The following is an 18,252-nucleotide window of genomic DNA, read 5'->3' as shown; positions in this document are numbered from 1 at the left end:
TTTTTGATATATGTCAAGCGGAAACTAATGTTCTCAGCGGCGCTTGCCGGCTCAGAGCCGGAGCCCTTGATCGAAACGGCTGGGGGCAACCGAGGTGACTCCAATTCGAAACCTCGTGATGAAAAAACTTGTAGGCCGGGACTACAAGGATTCTCGAACCATAAAGCCTGCAACAGGAGGAATGTTATGCGCGTGAGTATTCTGGGCGCCGGAGCAATTGCCTATGGCCTTGCGGCCTATTTGGCACAATCGGGACACTCGCCAACACTTTGGTCACCGTCGGGACACCGCACCAGAACGTTGGCTACTGGCGAATTGTTGAAGGCGACGGGGGATATCGAGGCGACGGTGCCGGTGCGCATTGCCAAGGATTGCAGAGATGCTATCGAGCACGCGGACGTGGTGGTGATCGCGCTTCCGGCTTACGGCCACAAGATGGTGATGGACGCCGCCGTCCCTCATCTGGCAGATGGAATTCCGGTCATCATCAGTTCGCATAGTTCGTTCGGGGCTCTGTATCTCTGGAAGCGGTTGGCCGAGCGCAAGGTCAGGTTGCCGATCGTCGTTTGGGGCACAACGCTACTGACTGGCCGCCAGCTCGGATCAACCGAAGTCAATGTCACTTCCATTCGCCAGAAGCTTGATGTTGCGACGCTGCCTTTCGATGCGCTCGACCAAGGGTACGAGCTTTGCACGGCCTTGTTCGGCAATCGTTTCGTCAAGCGGGATGGTCTGCTGGCGATTGCGCTCAGCAACCTCAATCCGCAGAACCATCTGGGAATTGCCCTTCTCAATCTCACACGCATGGAAAAGGCCGAGCAGTGGAGCCAAGGGGGAAATGTCACTCCTGCCGTTGGTCGCTTGATCGAGGCTCTGGATGCCGAACGGTTGGCCATCGCTGCCCATTTCGGTATCGCGGTTCGTACGGTCCAGGAACATTTTTCATTGTCGTTTCATGTGCCCATGAGCACTGTTTCGGACATGAACCAGGAGATGGATCGTCTAGGCCGCGGCGGGTTTGGCCCGACAACCATCCAGAGCCGCTATATTCTCGAGGATGTTCCGTTCGGCCTGCTACCGACTGCCGTTCTGGGGAAGATCAGCGGAAATCCGGCGACACTCCATGAATCCGGAATTTCCATCTTGTCGGCGGCTTATGGCCGGGATCTCAAGGGAGATAATGATATTCTTCCTGCGCTCGGCATCGAGGAAATGACAAAGGCGGATCTTGAAACCCTTTGCCGCAAAGGGTTATAACAGCTTCCAGTGCGCTGTAGCCCAGCTGCAGTGAATATTCTCCCAGCCCGGCATCGGCAGGGTCCTTGGCCGCAGGCAGCGTCTCTGCACGATCAGGAAGGATGATTGAAGCGACGAGCGCGTTGCGCGATCAGGGCGCTATCCATCGGTGTTGGGTGGCATAGGCCTCATTGCCAACCATTGCTCATGCGACATCGTTGGCAGGTCAAACTGGTGGCGGGTGGTCGAATAACCGTGTCCACCCATTCTGCCGACGGCGTCTAGCGCGAGTTGATCGATATAGAAACGCTCCTGGTCAACAAGATCCTCACGAATGTGCATCCGCATAACTTGACCAAGGACAATCTCGCGCGACTTACCCAGGCCAAGCGTCAAATGTCGGCGGCATTCGAAGGCTATAGGCGCTTCGAAAATGTAGGGGCATTGGACCGTCTCACCGGGCACAGGCGTCAGTCCGGCCTCGGCCAGTTCGTCAATGTGGGAAGGAAATGGGACGGCACAGACGTTCATGGCGTCAACCAGCGCATGGTCCACGATGTTGACTGTGAATTCCTCAGTCAGTCGGATGTTGAGCGTCGTATCTTTGAAGGACATGTCATTATGGTTCTCCACACCCAGGGCTAGGATTGGAGGATCGGCCGAGAGGCAATTGAAGAAGCTGTAGGGCGCAGCATTGACAGTCCCGTCGGGGTGTCGTGTGGTCACCAGAGCGATTGGCCGAGGCACCACTGCCCCGATCAGCAGCTTGTAGCGTTCGCGTGCCGAGATGCGGGCGAAGTCGATGCTCACGCGGCTCCGCTGCCCCACCGGCTCGGGCTGGGGGTTGAGCATTATATCCTCCTGAATTTTGCCAAGCTGCTTGAGAGTTGGTCACCCTGCCTGAGCGTATGTACTCAGGATGGAGCGAACGTCGGGCTCAGTTTGATCGCTGATTTGCGCCCGAGCCTCGAGTGCCTCGAGATGGTGTTCCATCGCATGCATGGCGCGCTCGGGATTGTGTTGGCGCAGCGCCTGAATGATTTCGACGTGTTCGTCGACGCCGCACTGATCGGAGTGCGGACGGCTGTACAAGGCTAGGATCAGCGAACAGCGCGATACAATCTCGCTGACATAACGGGTCAGCGGCTTCGATCCCGTGAGTTCGGCCAGCAGAATGTGGAATTCGCCCGCCAGCCGTATCGATAATGGTCCGCTCGTGTTTACTGCGTCCCTTTCAAGTTTGACGTGGCCCTCAAGTGCCGCAAATTGAGCGGGTGTGATCTTTCGCGAAAGCCGGTCCACTACCTCGCGCTCCAGGCAGCGTCGTAGGGAAAATATATCTAACGCTTCCTCGAGCGTCGGTTCGGCGACGCAGGCTCCGCGATTATTCCTCACCTCCACCAGGCCTTCGGCACTCAGTCGGACAAGCGCGTTTCGTACGCTGGTCCGGCTAACGCCGAACTGCTCGCCGATGGCGTCTTCGGGCAATTTCATACCGGGGCGAAGCGCCTGCTCAATGATGGCGCGACGCAGCGACAAGTAGACGTTTTCGGCTCGACTCGATTTGGTCATCGCATCCCCCTAAGCTCCCGCAACTTATCGATCAAGATATATTTTTGTCAATATGGGATACGATTTATCTTGAAATAGGTATACAATTATGCGGTAGTTACGTACACGACCTGCAGGCGGCCGTCGCCGTGCCGCAGACGATAGGCTGCCTCTGGGAGGAGCGCACCGCATGACAACCAATTTGTTGATTAGAAATGTGCGCCCGATGGCTGGCTCCAATGTGGATATTCTTATTGAGAATGGCCGCATTACCCGCGTCGAGCCGGAGCTTTCACCTTTGGGCGGGCTGGTGGAGGACGGCGGAGGTCGCATCGTCGTTCCGGGCTTGGTCGAAGCGCACACCCACCTCGACAAATCGATGATCGGAATGGCGTGGTATCGCAATGAAGTCGGCCCTCGCTTGATAGACAAGATCGAGACCGAGCGTGAAGCCAAGATCCGCTTGGGTATCGATCCGGTCCGCCAGTCGCGTCGACAGGCGCTTGCCTCAGTGGCGCAAGGCACCACCCATATCCGTAGCCACGTCGATATCGACACCGTGCACGGCCTTGCCGGTGTAGAGGGCGTCATGCGCACTCGTGACGAGCTACGAGACCTCGTCGATATTGAGATCGTCGCCTTTCCTCAAGGCGGTATGATGATCCGGCCTGGCACTGTCGAACTTATGCGACGGGCGTTGGAAATGGGCGCCGAGGTGGTCGGCGGGCTGGACCCTGCTGGGGTTGATCGCGATCCCAAAGGGCACCTCGATGCAATTTTCGACCTCGCTCAACGCTTTGGCCGGCCCATAGATATACATTTGCACGAAGCGGGAGAGCTTGGCGCCTTTTCGCTCGAACTCATCATCGAACGCACCCGTGCACTCGGCATGCAGGGAAGGGTGGCAGTCAGCCATGCCTTCTGTCTCGGCATGCACGATGCCGATTATGTCGGCCGACTAATCGACGAGTTGGCGGAGCTTTCGATCCATATTCTTACCACCGGGCCGGCATCGCAGCCGTCGCCTCCGGTCGCCAAATTGCGATCTGCTGGAGTGGTCGTCGGCGCCGGAAATGACGGCATCCGTGACATCTGGGGACCTTACGGCAGTGGTGACATGCTGGAACGCGCGATGTTTGTCGGCTTGCGCAACAATTTTCGCCGCGACGATGAACTCGAATGGGCCCTCGACGTCTGCACGCGCGGCGGTGCCGGAGTTCTTGCGCTGGAAAGGTACGGCCTGATGCCCGGCTGCTGGGGGGACATGGTTTTGGTGGAAGGCGAGACACTCGCCGATGCCGTCGTGTCCCACCGGCCGCGCGCGTTGGTCGTCAAGCGCGGCAAGGTCGTCGCGCGAGGCGGGGTTGCGGTGCAGACCTCACCTGCGCAAATGAGCACAAAAACTTATTAGAAGGGATACGATGTCTAAATTAAATTGTATACAATAATGTGATATGTCTATACAAAAAAGGCCCCAGTGCCTTTCGAGGCAACTAGGCCCCAGGGAACAATAAGCAACGAGAGGAGCAATCATGTCATTCAACAGGCGTACATTTCTGCAGATCGGATCAGGGGCGTTAGGACTCGCAATAACCGATGCTACCTTCACCAAATTTGCCTTTGCCGAGGGGGCGGCGGGCACATTGCGAGTGGCGATCGCCAAACCCGCGGGCAATCTTGATCCGCAGAGCCACTACGCGATCTGGGCCATTCAGGACCTGATGTTCGAGCCGCTGGTGCGGTACGGCAAGGGCGGCCAGATCGAGCCTTGCCTTGCGACCGACTGGAAGATCGAAGAGGGGGGCAAGACGTTGCATCTTACGTTGCGCCAGGGGGTAACGTTCCAGGACGGCGCAGTGTTCGATGCAGCTAGCTGCAAGTGGAATCTGGAGCGTTGGCTAGGACTCGATCAGTTCAGCTGGATGAACTGCTCCAAGTATTTTCAATCGTTGGAAGTGATCGATGAGCACCAGATAGCCGTTCATTTCAAAGAACCGCCGCTGGCGCTCATGCAGGAGCTTTCCTACACACGGCCGCCGAGGTTCCTTAGCCCCAAATCGGTCGATGCGAATGGCAAATTTGTCGAACCCGTCGGCACCGGTCCTTGGCGTCAACTTAGCGCTGACGATACACAAAGTGTTTTCGAGCGCTACGACGGCTACTGGGGCGACAAGCCGACTTATCAGCGTCTCGAAGCCAAGGTCATCCCTGATCCGCGCGCGCGGGTTGCCGCCCTGCGCGCTGGCGAGATCGATCTCGTCGGCGGGTTTTGGATCGCGCCGCTTACCCCCGTTGAGGCAAAGCAGCTCGAGGCCGCAGGGCTCAACGTGGTCATCGATCCCGGCAACGTCACACTGGTGATGGCTTTCAATCCCGATCGCACCGAAGCGCTCAAGGATCCGCAAGTGCGCAAGGCCGTCAGCATAGGGATCGATCGCGCGGCGATTTCCCAGGCGCTCTACCAAGGCTTTGCCCGACCGGCGGGCAACCTGTTCTCCGATGCATTGCCATTTGCTGGCACCCAGCATGATGCCCCAGTTCGCGACGTTGCGGCCGCATCAGCGCTCCTGGAGAAGGCGGGTTGGACGGGTGGTCCCGTGCGTTCCAAGGACGGCACGCCACTGACGCTTGAGATTGTCGTCAGTCCCGACGCCGTTCCCGGCTCTCGCGTCGTGGCCGAAGTCATACAATCCGAGATGAAGGAAATCGGCATCAATTTGATCGTCCGCTCTGTCGACCACGCTTCTAAGCACACCGACATGCTCGAACGGAAATACGATCTCGGCTTCTTCCTGACCTACGGGGCTCCTTACGATCCGTTCGGCACGGTGGTGGCCTTGTGCCTCTCGACCTTCAAAAACGATGTCGAGGGCAAGCTGTTCACCGATCCGGCCAACCTGGACCCGCTGATCAACGCTGCGACAGCGGCAACCGGGGATCAGATCGCGCCATCGATCCAAAAGGTTTACGACTGGCTGCGTGACAACGACGCGATAGCGCCGTTGGTTTACGTTCCCAGCATCTGGGCGCACTCCAAGCGGGTCCAGGGCTTCACCAGCCCGGTCACCGAATACGATATGCCATACGAAAATATCGTGCTGGCCGAGTAGAGGGAGGGCGCGTTGATCCACTTCATCAGCAAGAGGCTGAGGCACTCCCTCGTACTGCTGTTCATGGCGTCTCTGGTTTGCTTTACCCTGGTTGTTTCGGCTCCGGGAAATGTCGCTGTTCTCATCGCTGAACTCAGAGGAGCAGTTGCAACCCCGGGTTACGTCGAAAAGGTTGCCGAAGAGATCGGACTGCATAAGCCCCTGCTGATGCGCTACGCGGGTTGGCTCGGCGATGCAGTCCGAGGAGATTTTGGCATCTCCTACAGAACGGGCCAGGAAGTCAGTGCGGACTTGCCAAAGCGCATGTTGGTCACCGGTACCCTGATCGTTGGCAGCGCCGTGGTTGCGACCCTGCTCGGCCTGGCTCTCGGATTCCTGGGTGCCTTCTGGCCCTACAGACTGCCGGACCGCGTTTCGCGCGGTTTGGCTCTTCTCGGCGCATCGACACCGACATTCTTCGTCGGGGCGCTGATGATCTATGGTTTCTCTGTCACCTTTCAGCTCTTTCCATCCTTCGGCTTCGGCGGTCCGGAAAGTTGGGTGCTGCCATGGGTCACTGTCGCGGTGCTGCCCGCCGCCGTGCTCAGCCGTGTCGTTCGTGTGGGACTGGAAGAGGCCATGGCCAGCCCCTTCGTGTTGACGGCCAAAAGCAAAGGTCTGGGACGGACCGCCATCCTGTTCCGGGACGCGCTGCCAAACATCATACCTGTGTTCATCAACGCACTGGGAACCCAGGTCGGCCTGATGACCGCAACTGCTATCATCGTTGAACCGCTGTTCGCCTGGCAGGGCGTGGGCGACTACTTTCTCCAAGGCGTGAAGTTTCGGGACTTCATGGTCGTGCAGGCCTGCCTGTTGATCTTCCTCGCCTTCTTCATCGTGGTGAATCTGATCGTCGATCTCGCAGTTCTGATGACCGATCCACGTGTCCGGCGCCAATGGAGCTGACCATGAATAGATTAAAGCCTGCATTCGCCCGGTTGAACAAGTTGCCCCGCGTGGCCTTGATCGTGATCGGCCTCTTCCTCGCCCTGGGCAGCTTCGCGCCATGGCTCGCTCCACAAGATCCCAGCGCACAGAACTTACTGGAGACCGGCCTGGGACCAACTGCCGCACATTGGCTCGGCACCGACCATCTCGGGCGCGATACGCTCAGCCGCCTGATCATTGCGGCGAATACGTCGTTGGTCAGCGTTGGCTCGGTCCTCATCATTGCAATGACGGTCGGTGTCGCCATGGGGACCATCGCTGGCTACCACCGCGGTTGGGTAGACGACCTGCTGATGCGCATCGTCGACGTCGGACTGTCCATCCCAAGCCTGATCACTGCCCTTGCCGTGATCGGGATCGTCGGGCCGGGCTACTGGACCATGGTACTGGCTCTGTCATTGGCATGGTGGCCGATGAGCGGTCGTATCAGCCGGGCCGTGGCGGTCAGCATCATGAGCAAGCCGCATATCGAAGCCCTGCGTGTGCTGGGCGCCAGCCCATGGCGCATTTACTTCGGCCATTTGCTCCCCGGCACCATCGGCGCGGTCATGGTCTATGCGACGGCGGATGCCGGGACAGCCGCTTTGGCTGTCGCAACACTCAGCTTCCTTGGTCTGGGCATTCAGCCGCCCACGCCGGAATGGGGACAGATGCTTGTTGATGCTTTGCCGTATCTCGAGTCGGATCCGCGACAGGTTATCCTGCCCGGCCTGGCCCTGACCGCTGCGGTGATCGGCTTCAACATCCTCGGCGAATCCATAGCACTTAATCGCATTCCCAAGCCGCTTTCGAGGCGGACGCTTGCCTTGCGCAGAATTGAGGTCGCCGGCTGGGCCAAGGAGAATTCGGATGCATGACGAACCCCTTTTGAACGTCAGCAATCTGACGGTCGATCTCCTGACCGCGAAGGCCGCGGTACGCCCCGTCGATGGCGTCAGCTACACCGTCCGGCAAGGAGAATGCCTTGCCATCGTCGGGGAAAGCGGCAGCGGCAAGACTGTAATGAACTTCGCGCCGCTCGGTCTGATGCCGACCGGCGTGACGACGAACTTGTCGGGATCGGTGCGCTTCGATGGGCGTGAATTGATCGGCCTGCCGGAATCCGAGATCCGTAAGGTACGAGGCAAGTCGATCGGATTCATTTTCCAGGATCCGATGAGCGCGCTGAACCCCGTCCGCCGTGTTGGAAGGCAGATCGCCGAGATGGCGGAGCTCCATCTCAAGATGACCCCACGCGCTGCGGAGGAGCGGGCGTTGGAACTCATCAAGCTGGTCGGCATCTCGGATCCAGCAGCGCGACTTCGTCAATTCCCCCACGAACTGTCGGGTGGTCTCAGGCAACGCATCGTAATTGCCATTGCGCTGGCCGGCGAGCCAAAACTTCTGATCGCGGACGAGCCTACGACCGCTCTCGATGTGACGGTCCAGGCTCAAATCCTGCGCCTGCTCAAGGACCTGCAGCGGCGGCTCAACATGGCCATGGTGCTGATTACCCACGATATGGGGGTAGTCGCCGGAGCGGCCGACAACATCGTTGTCATGTATGCGGCTCGGGCCGCCGAACGAGGTCCCGTGGACAAGGTCCTCGTTACCCCACGCCATCCGTACACGAGAGGGCTGATCAACGCGATCCCACGGCGGGAAGACCCGATCGGTTCGGAGTTTCGCGGTCTTCCCGGGATACCGCCAACGCTGGGCGCGCCATTCAAAGGCTGTGCCTTTGCCCCGCGCTGCGAGCTCGCAATTCCCGCATGCACCGCAAGCCGCCCTCCACTTGCGCGGTCGGTCGACAGCGCTGTTGTCGTGGCCTGCGCGGTTGTCAACCAAAGGAAGGCAGCAGCATGACGCACGGTCCTGTTCTGAAAGTCGAAAACCTGCAGACGCGCTTCAAAAGCGTTCAGCGAGGCAAGTTCATCCATGCCGTCGACGACGTCTCGATCGAGCTCTATCCGGGCGAGATCGTCGGTCTGGTAGGCGAGTCCGGTTGCGGAAAGTCGACGCTGGGCCGCACCATTGTGGGTCTCGAAAAGGCAAGCGCGGGACGAGTCCTGCTTGATGGAGTGGACCTCACCACACTCTCCGGTGCAGCACTGCGCGAAAGCCGCAGGGCGCTCCAATACGTGTTTCAGGATCCATATTCGTCCCTGAACGACAGACAGACGGTCGGTGAGACGATCGATGAAGCGTTGCTGATCAGCGGGTTGAAATCACAATCCGACCGCAACCATCGTACCAAGGCGCTCCTGGATCAGGTCGGACTGGCGGACGCTTTGAAGGATCGGCACACGCGGGAACTGTCCGGAGGGCAGCGCCAGCGCGTTGCGATTGCCCGATCCCTCGCCGTGAATCCAAGAGTGCTGATCTGCGATGAACCAGTTAGCGCACTGGATTTGTCCATCCGAGCCCAAGTGATGAACCTTTTCCTGCACCTGCAGAAAGATTTTGGGGTGGCGTGCCTGTTCATTGCCCACGACCTTGCGTTGGTCAGGCAGGCTGCATCGCGCGTCTACGTGATGTACCTCGGCAAGATCGTGGAGCACGGGCCATCGCAGGAACTCTACGATCACCCAGGCCATCCCTATTCGCAGATGTTGCTGGCCTCGACACCGGAGGTGGATCCGATCGCCGAAAAGCAGCGCAGGGTTCCGGTCATGATCGGGGAGGTGCCGAGCCCTACGAATCCACCATCCGGCTGCAGGTTCCGGACTCGCTGCCCCTTGGTGGTCGAAGAATGCAAACAACAGATGCCACCGGCCTTGAAGCTATCTCCTGGGCACAGTTCGGCTTGCGTGTTTGCCAAGGATCTCCATCGCGGCAAACGTTCGGCGCTGATTTCGCCAACAGCCAATGCGGCATGACACGTTGACACAGCCTAGCGGCGCACCAATTCACCACGCCGCCGCCTACCTCGACACGAATGCTCACGGGACGGTGGTGCGCCAAACAGTGAGGTCGTGGCAATGAACAGCGCGTCACTCCGGCGCCAAACGGCGCCGGATAAAATTGACGTATCGTTCACATCATCCGTTTGATGTCGGTGTAGGCACCGTTCGTCTTCAGCGTCACGGTGACGTCGGCATCGGTGCGGTTACGCCAGAACCAACCGTGATTGCCGTCAAACGCTGCCTCAAGTACGCCCTCGTCCTCTGCAGCCCCGCGGCCCTTCTCGTATGAAATGTTTTCGCCGCCGCCGTCACCATGGGTGTCGAAGTTCACCGCCGCGCCATTGGCCGTCCAAGAGTATTGTGCCTGTGCGCCCTTGGCCATGACGAGCTTGATCTCAGCTCCTTCGCCGGGCTTCAGGGTGACCGACATTTCGTCTGTCCGGAGTTCCTGGGCAGAGGCGGAACCCATCACCAGTTCAGCGAAGACGCGCTCCAGAAGACTCGACTGCTGATCTCGGGCTGGCACGGCGATCGGAGTGCCGTTTTGCAGTTCGCGAAGGCGGTCATGCTCGGCCTCTTCGGCCAGTTGTGTCTTGATCTCGCCCATCTCGGTGAGCTCGAGCGCTCGCCCAACGCCGGTGGGATCGATGGCGTATTCGGCCGGCAGCACGATGGTCACAAGGATGGCAGCTGCCGCGAGAATTGCGATGACGGTAGAGCGAAGGAGTTGCATGGATGTCGGCAGCTCGGCGCGGGTCGGGATGTCGGTATTGTACATAGGAGAATTCCTTTTTTGGGATCTTTACTTGGAGGCTCAGGAGACGACCCAGCCGGTGAGCTGATAGCCGATCAGCACAAACCCGGCGGTCATCATGATGGTGTTGGCGGTGTATGCGTGGCGCCAGAAACTGTCGGTCCGGCGCCAGTAGCCCATGACAATAAGGATGGCAGCGAGCGCCAAAAGCTGGCCAATCTCAACGCCGACGTTGAAGGCAAGAAGATTTGGCACTAGCCCGTCGGGCGAGATGTTGTATTCGATGATCTTCGTCGACAGGCCGAAGCCGTGGAAAAAGCCGAAGATCAGCGTCGCGATCCTGGTGTTCGGCTGGAAACCGAGCCACCTCTGGAAAGCGCCCATATTGTCGAGCGCCTTGTAGACGACCGACAGGCCGATGATCGCGTCGATGATGTAGCTGTTGATGCCCACCTTGAAATAGACGCCAAGCAGCATGGTCGTGGAATGGCCGAGCGCGAACAGGCTCACATAGATGCCAATGTGCTTCATCCGGTAGAGGAAGAAGATCACGCCGAACAGGAACAGGATGTGGTCGTATCCCGTCACCATGTGCTTGGCGCCGAGATAGATGAAGGGCAGCAGATTGATGCCCGTGATCTCCTGGATATAGCCCTTGTCGCCTTCGGCAACGGCATGGGCGAGGGCAACCGCCCCAAGCAATGGAAGGGTCAGGAGAGCAATGAGCATAGGAAGGGCCAACCGCCAGCGCGCGCAAGGCGTGCGTGGCGGACCCTCGTAGAAGGATCCTTGCATGAGAATTCCAATCGTCGTCGTTGAGGATGGCCGCGCGTGCGGCCGCGATCATGCGATGACGATCTGCCTGGGAGGGCGCTCAAGCCGGAAACGGATTTTGAGGTCGGCAAACGAAGGCGGGTAAACCAGCCAGCTCCGGCCTATCGGCGGTGCTGGCTGCGCGAAGCCCGGAAGCGTGCTCGCCGTCTCATGGGTGTGGTCGGCCGGATTGTGGCCGTGGGTATGACCAAAGCTCTGCTCATCGGCTTCGCCATCGTCATGGCTGTGGCCGTGTTTTTCGATCTGTGCTGCCAGCTCTGCGTGACGCGCTGCCTCGGCGGCAGCGAGCGCCATCGGGCTATGCGAGGCCGAACCACCCATTGGGGAGACCAGCACGCCGAGAGTCATCGCGAAAGCGACGATGAGACGAAAGGCTATGCTATGGATCCAATTCGGCATGCTTAACGATTATTCTCTAAAATCCTAACGAATGGTTGCGTGCACCAGAATCGAGGCCACTTTGAGGCTTGGAATATCCTCTCTGGGGGGATAGCATCAAGGTATGAATGAGCGTCCCCACGTCCACGAAACCCATCCTGCCATCATCAAGCGGCTGAAGCGCGCCGACGGCCATCTGCGCGGGATCGTCGAGATGATCGAGGCCGGTCGACCGTGCCTCGACATCGCCCAGCAACTTCATGCCGTGGAGAGGGCCATCGCCCAGGCCAAGAAGACGCTGATCCAAGACCACCTCAACCACTGCCTTGAGGACGTCGTCGGACCGCTGGCGCTCGAGCAGCGCCGCTCGATCGACGAGTTCAAGGATATCACCAAATACCTGTGAGAAGCGCCATGATGGACAAAGTTCGCGATTGGTTCGGATTCGGCCCGATGACGCACGGCATGGGCGGCCACGGACATGATCACGGCGAGGGCGGCCATGGTCACACCCATGGCGTCATCGACCCGACGATCGCCACGACGACGCGCGGCATCTGGGCGATCAAATGGTCATTCGTCGTTCTGGCCATCACGGCGGCGCTTCAGCTCGTGGTCGTGTTCCTCTCCGGCAGCGTGGCACTGCTGGCCGACACGATCCACAATGTCGGCGACGCGGTCACCGCTATCCCATTGTGGGTCGCCTTCATGCTGGCCCGTCGCAAACCGAGCGAGACGTTCACCTACGGGCTGGGCCGCGTCGAGGATCTGGCCGGCATTCTGATTGTCCTCATCATCCTGTTCAGCGCCATCGTTGCCGGCTACGAGGCGATCGACAGGTTGATCAATCCGCAGCCGATCGCATTTCTTGGCTGGGTCGCCATAGCCGGCATCATAGGTTTCTTAGGCAACGAGGCCGTCGCTGTGTTCCGTATCCGTGTCGGCCGCGAGATCAACAGCGCGGCGCTGATCGCGGATGGTTACCATGCCCGCACCGACGGCTTTACCAGTCTGGCGGTCGTGCTTGGCGCTATTGGCGTGTGGCTAGACTTTCCGCTTGCCGATCCGATCATCGGACTGTTGATCACGCTGGCGATCTTCGCCATCGTATGGCAGTCGTCGAAAGCCGTGTTGACCCGCATGCTCGACGGCGTCGAGCCTGGCATCGTCGATGAAATCCATCATGCCGCCAAGCATGTATCCGGCATCGAGCGTGTCCAAAGCGTGCAGGCGCGCTGGATCGGCCACCGCCTGCATGCCGACGTGGCCATCAGTGTTCCGGAGATGGCGACGGCCAACGACGTGCTGGGTGTAACTGAAGCCCTCAAACAGGAGCTGTTCGCCCACTTGCCGGCGTTGGCCGAAGCCAACGTTCGCTTGGTGAGCCCGGCCGTCACTGGCGCGGAAACCTCTCATGCTCACCATCATGCGCCGGAGCCCTTCAAGGTCGCCTGTGATCTGGCTGAAGGGACATTGGAAATCGTCGATACACCGGCTGGCGAGCGGATGCGTCTGACGATCGACCGGCATGCCGACGATTTGACGGCGACGGTGATCATCGACCGGCCAGAGGGGCCGGAGACGTTGCACCTCGATCCTGTCGCCGACAATCATCATCGCCTTGAGAGCACAGTCACCCCTGCCGAGCCGCATGAATTCGAGGCAAGACTGGTCCTGAAGGCCAAGGATCGCGAACAGGTGCTACCGTTCAAGATGGTCGAACCCGAAGGTCACCATCATTAGGTCGACAGACAGATACGCTGTTCAATGACCGATCTCGCAGCCTACGCTGGTCTTTTCCTGGCAGCCTTCATCGCCGCGACGATCTTGCCGATGCAATCGGAAGCGGTGCTGATCGGGCTCTTGCTTGCGGATTATTCGCCCTGGTTGCTAGTCGGAGTCGCGAGCGTCGGCAACGTGCTTGGGTCGGTGATTAACTGGTTGCTCGGCCGAGGCATTGAGCGCTTTCGGGACCGGCGGTGGTTTCCGGCGAACCAAACGCAACTAAACCGCGCACAAGTGTGGTATCGCCGTTACGGGAAGTGGTCGCTTCTGCTGAGTTGGCTGCCAATTGTCGGTGATCCGCTGACCGTCGTCGCGGGCGTCCTGCGCGAGCCTTTTCGGGTTTTCCTCTTGCTGGTCACTGCGGCCAAGGTCGGCCGTTATCTTGTTCTTGCCGCCATGACGCTGAGCGTGATTTGATCTTGAGCGGCCCACCTTAACCGCATGTCCCATTTCGGCCTGCTTGCAATGCCAGACGTGCTGCCTGACCGGAAACGATGAAGTGCGAGTGAAAATGCGACTGACGGGCATGGTATCAGGCGTCGCGCTGTTGCTCGCTTCCGCCGCGGCGGCGAGTGCCCATCCCCATGTCTTTGCCGAAGCGAAGCTGGACATGACCGTCGGTCAAGACCGCACGGTCAAATCACTTCGGCATCTCTGGCGTTTCGACGACCTCTTTTCCAGCACTGTGCTGATGGAATTCGACAAGAATTCCGACCTTGTTCTTGATACAAAAGAACTCGATGAGGTTGCTCTCACCGTCCATGCGTCGCTGGCCGGGTACAACTACTTTCAGATGGTGACCTTGAACGGCAAGGACGTGACGATGGCGCCGCCACCGAAGTTCAGCGTCAGCTTTGAGAATGATCAGCTCGTTGTCCAGTTCGAAACGCAGCCGAAGGACCCGTTGGCTCTTGCTGGAAAAGTCAGCATCGGCGTATATGACCCGACCTTCTACACGGCGATCGATTTTACCGACGACGACAAGATTGCTGTGGCTGGCCTGCCTGTAGGCTGCTCACGCGCGGTCGTCCGTCCAGATCCGGACACGGCCATCGCACAGAACCAGAAAAGCCTGACAGACGCGTTCTTCAGTGACCCAACAGGGACCGATCTCGGCAAGATTTTCGCGACACGCCTCGAATTGACCTGCGGCTGACCCGGAGCCGGTTCGATGGCCATGTTCCAGACGCTGGTCGACTTCCAACGCACGATCTACCTGGCGCTGGCCGAGCAGATCAAACTGCTTTCGGCCGGCGGCGATTGGCTGGCCTTCACGGCCTTTCTGCCGATGGGCGTGTTATTCGGTGCAGCGCATGCGCTGACGCCGGGTCACAGCAAAGCCCTACTGGCCACGTATTTGGCCGGTTCGGACGCAAAGGTTTCGCGCGGTCTTCGGGTATCACTGACACTTTCCTTCACGCATGTGACGATTGCCGTGCTGATCGCGGCGCTCTCGCTACCGTTGGTGTCTATTGCCCTGGGCAGTGTTGGCCGCGCGCCGCTACTAGAAGACGTCAGTCGCGGGCTGCTTGGACTCATAGGCGTCTGGATGCTCTGGCGCGCATTGAGCCACGGCCATCACCACAAGCATGAGGGCGAGGCCGTCGGCGTCATGGCCGGCTTGATCCCATGCCCGCTGACGCTTTTCGTGATGACCTTCGCAATATCCAGAGGCGTTCCGCTCGCCGGTATCCTGTTTGCAATCACCATGATGGCCGGCGTGGCGCTGACGCTGTCTTGCGTTGCGGTGTTGTCGATCCTGTTTCGGGAGCGCCTAGTGCATTTCTTCGACAGCCGGCCACGCCTGTTCGATGCCATTTCGCGGACGATCGAAGGCGCTGCCGGAATTGTTCTAGCCGGCGTAGCGGTCTGGCAAATCACTTCTTCCTAACGCTGTCCAAAGCCAGAGTCCCCGCGTCGGGGCAGCAGCTCCGCGTGATAATTCTGAGCCCAATGCGGTTGCGCAATAGCGCCAAATACGCTTCACAGATCCCGCCAGTCAGATCCAGCAGAGGATATCATGCCGGCGGACGATGGTAGTCTACGCGACATTCTTGGAATTCTGTTGGTTCTAGTACTCGTTGGCGCAAATGGCTTCTTTGTCGCTGCGGAATTTGCGTTGATGGCGGTCAGGCGGAGCCGAGTCGACGAACTTGCTACCGCTGGACGCTTGAATGCCGGGCTGCTTCAAAGAGCCTTGGCGAATCTCGATGCCAATCTTGCCGCGACCCAGCTGGGTATCACCATTTCGTCGCTGGCGCTTGGCTGGGTTGGCGAACCTGCACTCGCCCATCTGATCGAGCCACTGCTGGTCGGAGCGATGGGGTCTCTTGCCACCGCCGGATCCCATATAATCGCCGTAGCAATTGCTTTTATTATCATCACTGCTCTCCACATCGTTCTGGGCGAGTTGGCGCCGAAAAGCCTGGCGCTTCAGCGTAGCGAGGGCACGGCACTCTGGGTGGTGCGGCCGCTAGGCCTGTTCCTGTTCCTGCTCAGGCCGGCGATCCTCGCTTTGAACGGTCTTGGCAATCTGGTGTTGCGTCTCTGAGGATTGCGGCTAGGGACGGGCGAGGAGTCCCTGCATTCGCTTAGAGCTGAAGCTGCTTGTCGCGGCGAGCCAGGAGGCAGGGCTGCTTCACCAGACCCAGCAGGAGCTCGTCGAGCGCGTCTTCAACATTGGCGATCGGCGCATCGCCGATATCATGACGCCGCGGCGCGATATCGACTGGATCGGCGTGTCGTCCGCAAACAGCCCGGAAGGTAAAGACCTGTTTCGCAAGGCACAGCTCACCTCGAACCTGCAACTCAATTGGGCCGACGGGATGCAGGGCGCTGGCCCACCGTCTGAGCAGGTCGTTTGCAATGCGTTGCTAGCCCCACAGGGTCTTTGGCGGTGGCGGATCACCCTCAGGATTATCCAAATCGTCTGGGTCGGGAAAGAGATTTTGCTCGCGCAGGTTCGAAGTCAGCACATCAAGTTGGTTCTGCGCTTCGATGTGAGCCAGCCGCTGTTTGGCCCATTCGATCAATAGCCGCGGCCGGGAACGGGTATCTGATAGCGAGCACAAGTCTTCGCCAGCCCTCGTCCGATATGTCGAACCGCTCAGCAAGCGTGACGATAGGGGTCGACCAAACGAGGTCATACAATTCTTGGCGGGTGAAGGTGTGCGGCATTTTTGGCTTGGGGACGGATTCGGTGGGTGAGACAACCCAGTCGCTAGGCCGCTCAAAGTCAAGCAAGCGATGCGCATTTCCCGCGCCTGACGCACGTGGCGTTTCCCTGTTGGACTACTTTCATTTCCCTGTTAGGGCGAATAGGGAATTCCTGGACAACGCGTTGAAACTACTGTGAGATTTCAGGCCGGAATTGGCTCGGCCGCTCAAAATCGCCAGAAATTCGCTGTTTTTCGGGCTCTAATAGGGAAAATCAGACAGAGACTGGTTCGCCAATGACTGCCTGCACCACCATAACCATTGATTTCATTGATAAAAATATGCCTCGGCCCAAAACGTTTTGGGCCCGTTATGGGCCCAAAGAGAATGGGCGGCCGATGTAGCACCCTGCGCATGGCCGGTTGATCTCACCTACTTGACGACGCGCAGGGCCGCTCGCTGCTTCATCGCATCGCGTTTGGCCTCACGCTCGTTGATGGCGCGGGCTATGTCGACAGCGATTCGCTTCTTGTTGGCCTCTCGGACATATTCGTCCGTCACCGTCATGGAAGAATGCCCCATCGCCTCCATGATGGCGCGTGCTTGGATGTTGCATTCGGCGAGATAAGTGCCGAATGTGCGGCGTAGCCCGTGCAGAGTGTAGCCCTCAGGAATGCCGGCCTGCTTGTTCCAATGTGCCATCATGCCGGTGAGGCTCTTTTCCGCGAATGGACGCCCATAGGCATTCTTCAGGACCGTCCCGCCTTTCGAACGATCGAGCGGCGCCAACGCTTGCGCGAGCTTGTCGACGATGGGGATAAACATCTCGCGCCCGCCGTGACGGTTGCGGTTCTTCTTCTGCCGGAAATCGAAGGCCTCGATCACCTCTAGAGAGCCATCGAACAGTTCGATCTCTTCGAATACCAAATCGTCCCATTCCAACGAGGCGATATCGCCGCGTCGGTTGCCGAGCCAGAAGGCGAGCGCGTAACAGGTGCGCGGCGGGGAGCCGATCGGATGGCGCGCCTCGAACTTTTCACGAATGGGGACGGGCCACGCGGGATTGGCGGTCGATTTAGGAATGCGGACGCGGATCGACAGTGAGGGATCGTCCTGCGGTTTTATCCATTTCTCAACTTCGATCCCCACCCACAGGAGCTTCTTGATTGCGACCAGCAGGTGCTTGGCAACCGTCCGGTTGGCGGCAAAGACGCTTTCGACAATCGCGCGCAGATGGTCGGCGTCGAGATGTTCTACTGGCGTATCGCGCCAAGTCAGCGGATAGGCAGGATCCACCTGCATTCGGAGGAAGCGTTCAATAAGCCGGGCATTTTTCCGTTGCGTCGCTTCGTCAAAGTCCAGCCATTCCATCGTCGCTTCAAGTCGCCGCGCAGCATGACCGAACGTCTTTGGCAACGCCCGACCGGGGAGGTCGATAATAATTGCCTTCAGGCCCTGACCCTGCGTTGCCCTTTCATAGGCAGCCTCGAATTCCGGATCGCCGGGCTGACCTGGGAGGCGGATTTCAGGCATTCCCTTTGCACGATAGCGATAGACTGTCTTTCCATGACAT

18 protein-coding genes and 1 pseudogene are annotated in these 18,252 nt (G+C 59.1%); 13 read left to right on the top strand and 6 right to left on the bottom strand.

Annotated features, from left to right (window positions below):
* The first annotated feature begins 186 nt into the window (after window positions 1–186).
* A complete protein-coding gene (locus NKJ37_RS21535; RefSeq protein ID WP_127291980.1) occupies window positions 187–1,257 on the top strand; it encodes an NAD/NADP octopine/nopaline dehydrogenase family protein in 1,071 nt (356 codons plus the stop codon).
* A gap of 138 nt (window positions 1,258–1,395) precedes the next feature.
* Here the strand turns inward: NKJ37_RS21535 and NKJ37_RS21530 are convergent, their stop codons facing one another.
* On the bottom strand, window positions 1,396–2,088 hold the full coding sequence (locus tag NKJ37_RS21530; protein WP_127291983.1) for a flavin reductase family protein: 693 nt from the start codon (window positions 2,086–2,088) through the stop codon (window positions 1,396–1,398).
* A gap of 39 nt (window positions 2,089–2,127) precedes the next feature.
* Window positions 2,128–2,808 carry a GntR family transcriptional regulator gene (locus NKJ37_RS21525; protein ID WP_352442495.1) on the bottom strand — a complete coding sequence of 227 codons (681 nt, stop codon included), beginning with the start codon at window positions 2,806–2,808 and terminating at the stop codon, window positions 2,128–2,130.
* A 169-nt stretch (window positions 2,809–2,977) separates the two neighbouring features.
* Here NKJ37_RS21525 and NKJ37_RS21520 point away from each other — a divergent pair, with 169 nt between their 5' ends.
* The 6 genes from NKJ37_RS21520 (at window position 2,978) to NKJ37_RS21495 (ending at window position 9,745) form a co-directional block, all read left to right on the top strand.
* Complete coding sequence (locus NKJ37_RS21520; protein WP_352442496.1) at window positions 2,978–4,198, top strand: amidohydrolase family protein; 1,221 nt, start codon at window positions 2,978–2,980, stop codon at window positions 4,196–4,198.
* Window positions 4,199–4,319: 121 nt separating this feature from the next.
* The gene (locus tag NKJ37_RS21515) at window positions 4,320–5,897 is read left to right on the top strand and encodes a nickel ABC transporter substrate-binding protein (protein ID WP_127291988.1); all 1,578 of its coding nucleotides are present in this window, start codon (window positions 4,320–4,322) and stop codon (window positions 5,895–5,897) included.
* A gap of 12 nt (window positions 5,898–5,909) precedes the next feature.
* Complete coding sequence (locus tag NKJ37_RS21510; RefSeq protein ID WP_023809586.1) at window positions 5,910–6,845, top strand: ABC transporter permease; 936 nt, start codon at window positions 5,910–5,912, stop codon at window positions 6,843–6,845.
* On the top strand, window positions 6,836–7,744 hold the full coding sequence (locus NKJ37_RS21505; protein ID WP_031212634.1) for an ABC transporter permease subunit: 909 nt from the start codon (window positions 6,836–6,838) through the stop codon (window positions 7,742–7,744). The genes NKJ37_RS21510 and NKJ37_RS21505 overlap by 10 nt, the downstream gene beginning before the upstream one ends.
* Window positions 7,737–8,732: an ABC transporter ATP-binding protein gene (locus NKJ37_RS21500; protein ID WP_127291991.1), complete on the top strand. Its 996-nt coding sequence runs from the start codon at window positions 7,737–7,739 to the stop codon at window positions 8,730–8,732. Before NKJ37_RS21505 ends, NKJ37_RS21500 begins: the two co-directional genes overlap by 8 nt.
* Window positions 8,729–9,745: an ABC transporter ATP-binding protein gene (locus NKJ37_RS21495; protein ID WP_127291993.1), complete on the top strand. Its 1,017-nt coding sequence runs from the start codon at window positions 8,729–8,731 to the stop codon at window positions 9,743–9,745. Before NKJ37_RS21500 ends, NKJ37_RS21495 begins: the two co-directional genes overlap by 4 nt.
* Window positions 9,746–9,902: 157 nt before the next feature.
* On the opposite strand, the gene NKJ37_RS21490 is transcribed toward NKJ37_RS21495, so the two are convergent.
* The 3 genes from NKJ37_RS21490 to NKJ37_RS21480 all read right to left on the bottom strand — a co-directional run bounded on the left by NKJ37_RS21490 (window position 9,903) and on the right by NKJ37_RS21480 (window position 11,654).
* On the bottom strand, window positions 9,903–10,550 hold the full coding sequence (locus NKJ37_RS21490; protein WP_352442498.1) for a transmembrane anchor protein: 648 nt from the start codon (window positions 10,548–10,550) through the stop codon (window positions 9,903–9,905).
* A 36-nt stretch (window positions 10,551–10,586) separates the two neighbouring features.
* Window positions 10,587–11,255: a HupE/UreJ family protein gene (locus NKJ37_RS21485; RefSeq protein WP_245490340.1), complete on the bottom strand. Its 669-nt coding sequence runs from the start codon at window positions 11,253–11,255 to the stop codon at window positions 10,587–10,589.
* A 114-nt stretch (window positions 11,256–11,369) separates the two neighbouring features.
* Window positions 11,370–11,654, bottom strand: coding sequence for a hypothetical protein (locus tag NKJ37_RS21480; RefSeq protein WP_127291998.1), 285 nt, complete (start codon window positions 11,652–11,654; stop codon window positions 11,370–11,372).
* Window positions 11,655–11,862: 208 nt separating this feature from the next.
* Between NKJ37_RS21480 and NKJ37_RS21475 the strand changes: the two genes are divergently transcribed.
* The 6 genes and pseudogenes from NKJ37_RS21475 to NKJ37_RS21450 form a co-directional block, all read left to right on the top strand.
* Complete coding sequence (locus NKJ37_RS21475) at window positions 11,863–12,144, top strand: metal-sensing transcriptional repressor (RefSeq protein ID WP_127292000.1); 282 nt, start codon at window positions 11,863–11,865, stop codon at window positions 12,142–12,144.
* 8 nt (window positions 12,145–12,152) lie between these two features.
* A complete protein-coding gene (locus tag NKJ37_RS21470) occupies window positions 12,153–13,481 on the top strand; it encodes a cation diffusion facilitator family transporter (RefSeq protein WP_127292003.1) in 1,329 nt (442 codons plus the stop codon).
* 24 nt (window positions 13,482–13,505) lie between these two features.
* The gene (locus tag NKJ37_RS21465; RefSeq protein WP_127292005.1) at window positions 13,506–13,940 is read left to right on the top strand and encodes a YqaA family protein; all 435 of its coding nucleotides are present in this window, start codon (window positions 13,506–13,508) and stop codon (window positions 13,938–13,940) included.
* A gap of 94 nt (window positions 13,941–14,034) precedes the next feature.
* Window positions 14,035–14,679 carry a DUF1007 family protein gene (locus tag NKJ37_RS21460; RefSeq protein WP_502895378.1) on the top strand — a complete coding sequence of 215 codons (645 nt, stop codon included), beginning with the start codon at window positions 14,035–14,037 and terminating at the stop codon, window positions 14,677–14,679.
* 21 nt (window positions 14,680–14,700) lie between these two features.
* A complete protein-coding gene (locus NKJ37_RS21455; RefSeq protein ID WP_023809575.1) occupies window positions 14,701–15,414 on the top strand; it encodes a HoxN/HupN/NixA family nickel/cobalt transporter in 714 nt (237 codons plus the stop codon).
* A gap of 129 nt (window positions 15,415–15,543) precedes the next feature.
* A pseudogene (locus tag NKJ37_RS21450) lies at window positions 15,544–16,279 on the top strand (CNNM domain-containing protein); the annotation flags it as partial.
* Between the two features lie 832 nt (window positions 16,280–17,111).
* Here NKJ37_RS21450 and NKJ37_RS21440 read toward each other — a convergent pair.
* Window positions 17,112–18,212: a tyrosine-type recombinase/integrase gene (locus NKJ37_RS21440; RefSeq protein WP_352774931.1), complete on the bottom strand. Its 1,101-nt coding sequence runs from the start codon at window positions 18,210–18,212 to the stop codon at window positions 17,112–17,114.
* Window positions 18,213–18,252 lie beyond the last annotated feature (40 nt).

Origin of the sequence: Mesorhizobium sp. M0140 (assembly GCF_040322475.1) — a bacterium.
Classification (GTDB): domain Bacteria; phylum Pseudomonadota; class Alphaproteobacteria; order Rhizobiales; family Rhizobiaceae; genus Mesorhizobium.
This window is presented reverse-complemented; position numbering and strand designations above follow the sequence as displayed.

Bases quoted from the DNA above. Each gene is read 5' to 3' on its own strand.
- NKJ37_RS21535 (WP_127291980.1), top strand. From the start codon at position 187: ATGCGCGTGAGTATTCTGGGCGCCGGAGCAATTGCCTATGGCCTTGCG.
- NKJ37_RS21530 (WP_127291983.1), bottom strand. From the start codon at position 2,088: ATGCTCAACCCCCAGCCCGAGCCGGTGGGGCAGCGGAGCCGCGTGAGC.
- NKJ37_RS21525 (WP_352442495.1), bottom strand. From the start codon at position 2,808: ATGACCAAATCGAGTCGAGCCGAAAACGTCTACTTGTCGCTGCGTCGC.
- NKJ37_RS21520 (WP_352442496.1), top strand. From the start codon at position 2,978: ATGACAACCAATTTGTTGATTAGAAATGTGCGCCCGATGGCTGGCTCC.
- NKJ37_RS21515 (WP_127291988.1), top strand. From the start codon at position 4,320: ATGTCATTCAACAGGCGTACATTTCTGCAGATCGGATCAGGGGCGTTA.
- NKJ37_RS21505 (WP_031212634.1), top strand. From the start codon at position 6,836: ATGGAGCTGACCATGAATAGATTAAAGCCTGCATTCGCCCGGTTGAAC.
- NKJ37_RS21500 (WP_127291991.1), top strand. From the start codon at position 7,737: ATGCATGACGAACCCCTTTTGAACGTCAGCAATCTGACGGTCGATCTC.
- NKJ37_RS21495 (WP_127291993.1), top strand. From the start codon at position 8,729: ATGACGCACGGTCCTGTTCTGAAAGTCGAAAACCTGCAGACGCGCTTC.
- NKJ37_RS21490 (WP_352442498.1), bottom strand. From the start codon at position 10,550: ATGTACAATACCGACATCCCGACCCGCGCCGAGCTGCCGACATCCATG.
- NKJ37_RS21485 (WP_245490340.1), bottom strand. From the start codon at position 11,255: ATGCTCATTGCTCTCCTGACCCTTCCATTGCTTGGGGCGGTTGCCCTC.
- NKJ37_RS21480 (WP_127291998.1), bottom strand. From the start codon at position 11,654: ATGGCGCTCGCTGCCGCCGAGGCAGCGCGTCACGCAGAGCTGGCAGCA.
- NKJ37_RS21475 (WP_127292000.1), top strand. From the start codon at position 11,863: ATGAATGAGCGTCCCCACGTCCACGAAACCCATCCTGCCATCATCAAG.
- NKJ37_RS21470 (WP_127292003.1), top strand. From the start codon at position 12,153: ATGATGGACAAAGTTCGCGATTGGTTCGGATTCGGCCCGATGACGCAC.
- NKJ37_RS21465 (WP_127292005.1), top strand. From the start codon at position 13,506: ATGACCGATCTCGCAGCCTACGCTGGTCTTTTCCTGGCAGCCTTCATC.
- NKJ37_RS21460 (WP_502895378.1), top strand. From the start codon at position 14,035: ATGCGACTGACGGGCATGGTATCAGGCGTCGCGCTGTTGCTCGCTTCC.
- NKJ37_RS21455 (WP_023809575.1), top strand. From the start codon at position 14,701: ATGTTCCAGACGCTGGTCGACTTCCAACGCACGATCTACCTGGCGCTG.
- NKJ37_RS21440 (WP_352774931.1), bottom strand. From the start codon at position 18,212: ATGCCTGAAATCCGCCTCCCAGGTCAGCCCGGCGATCCGGAATTCGAG.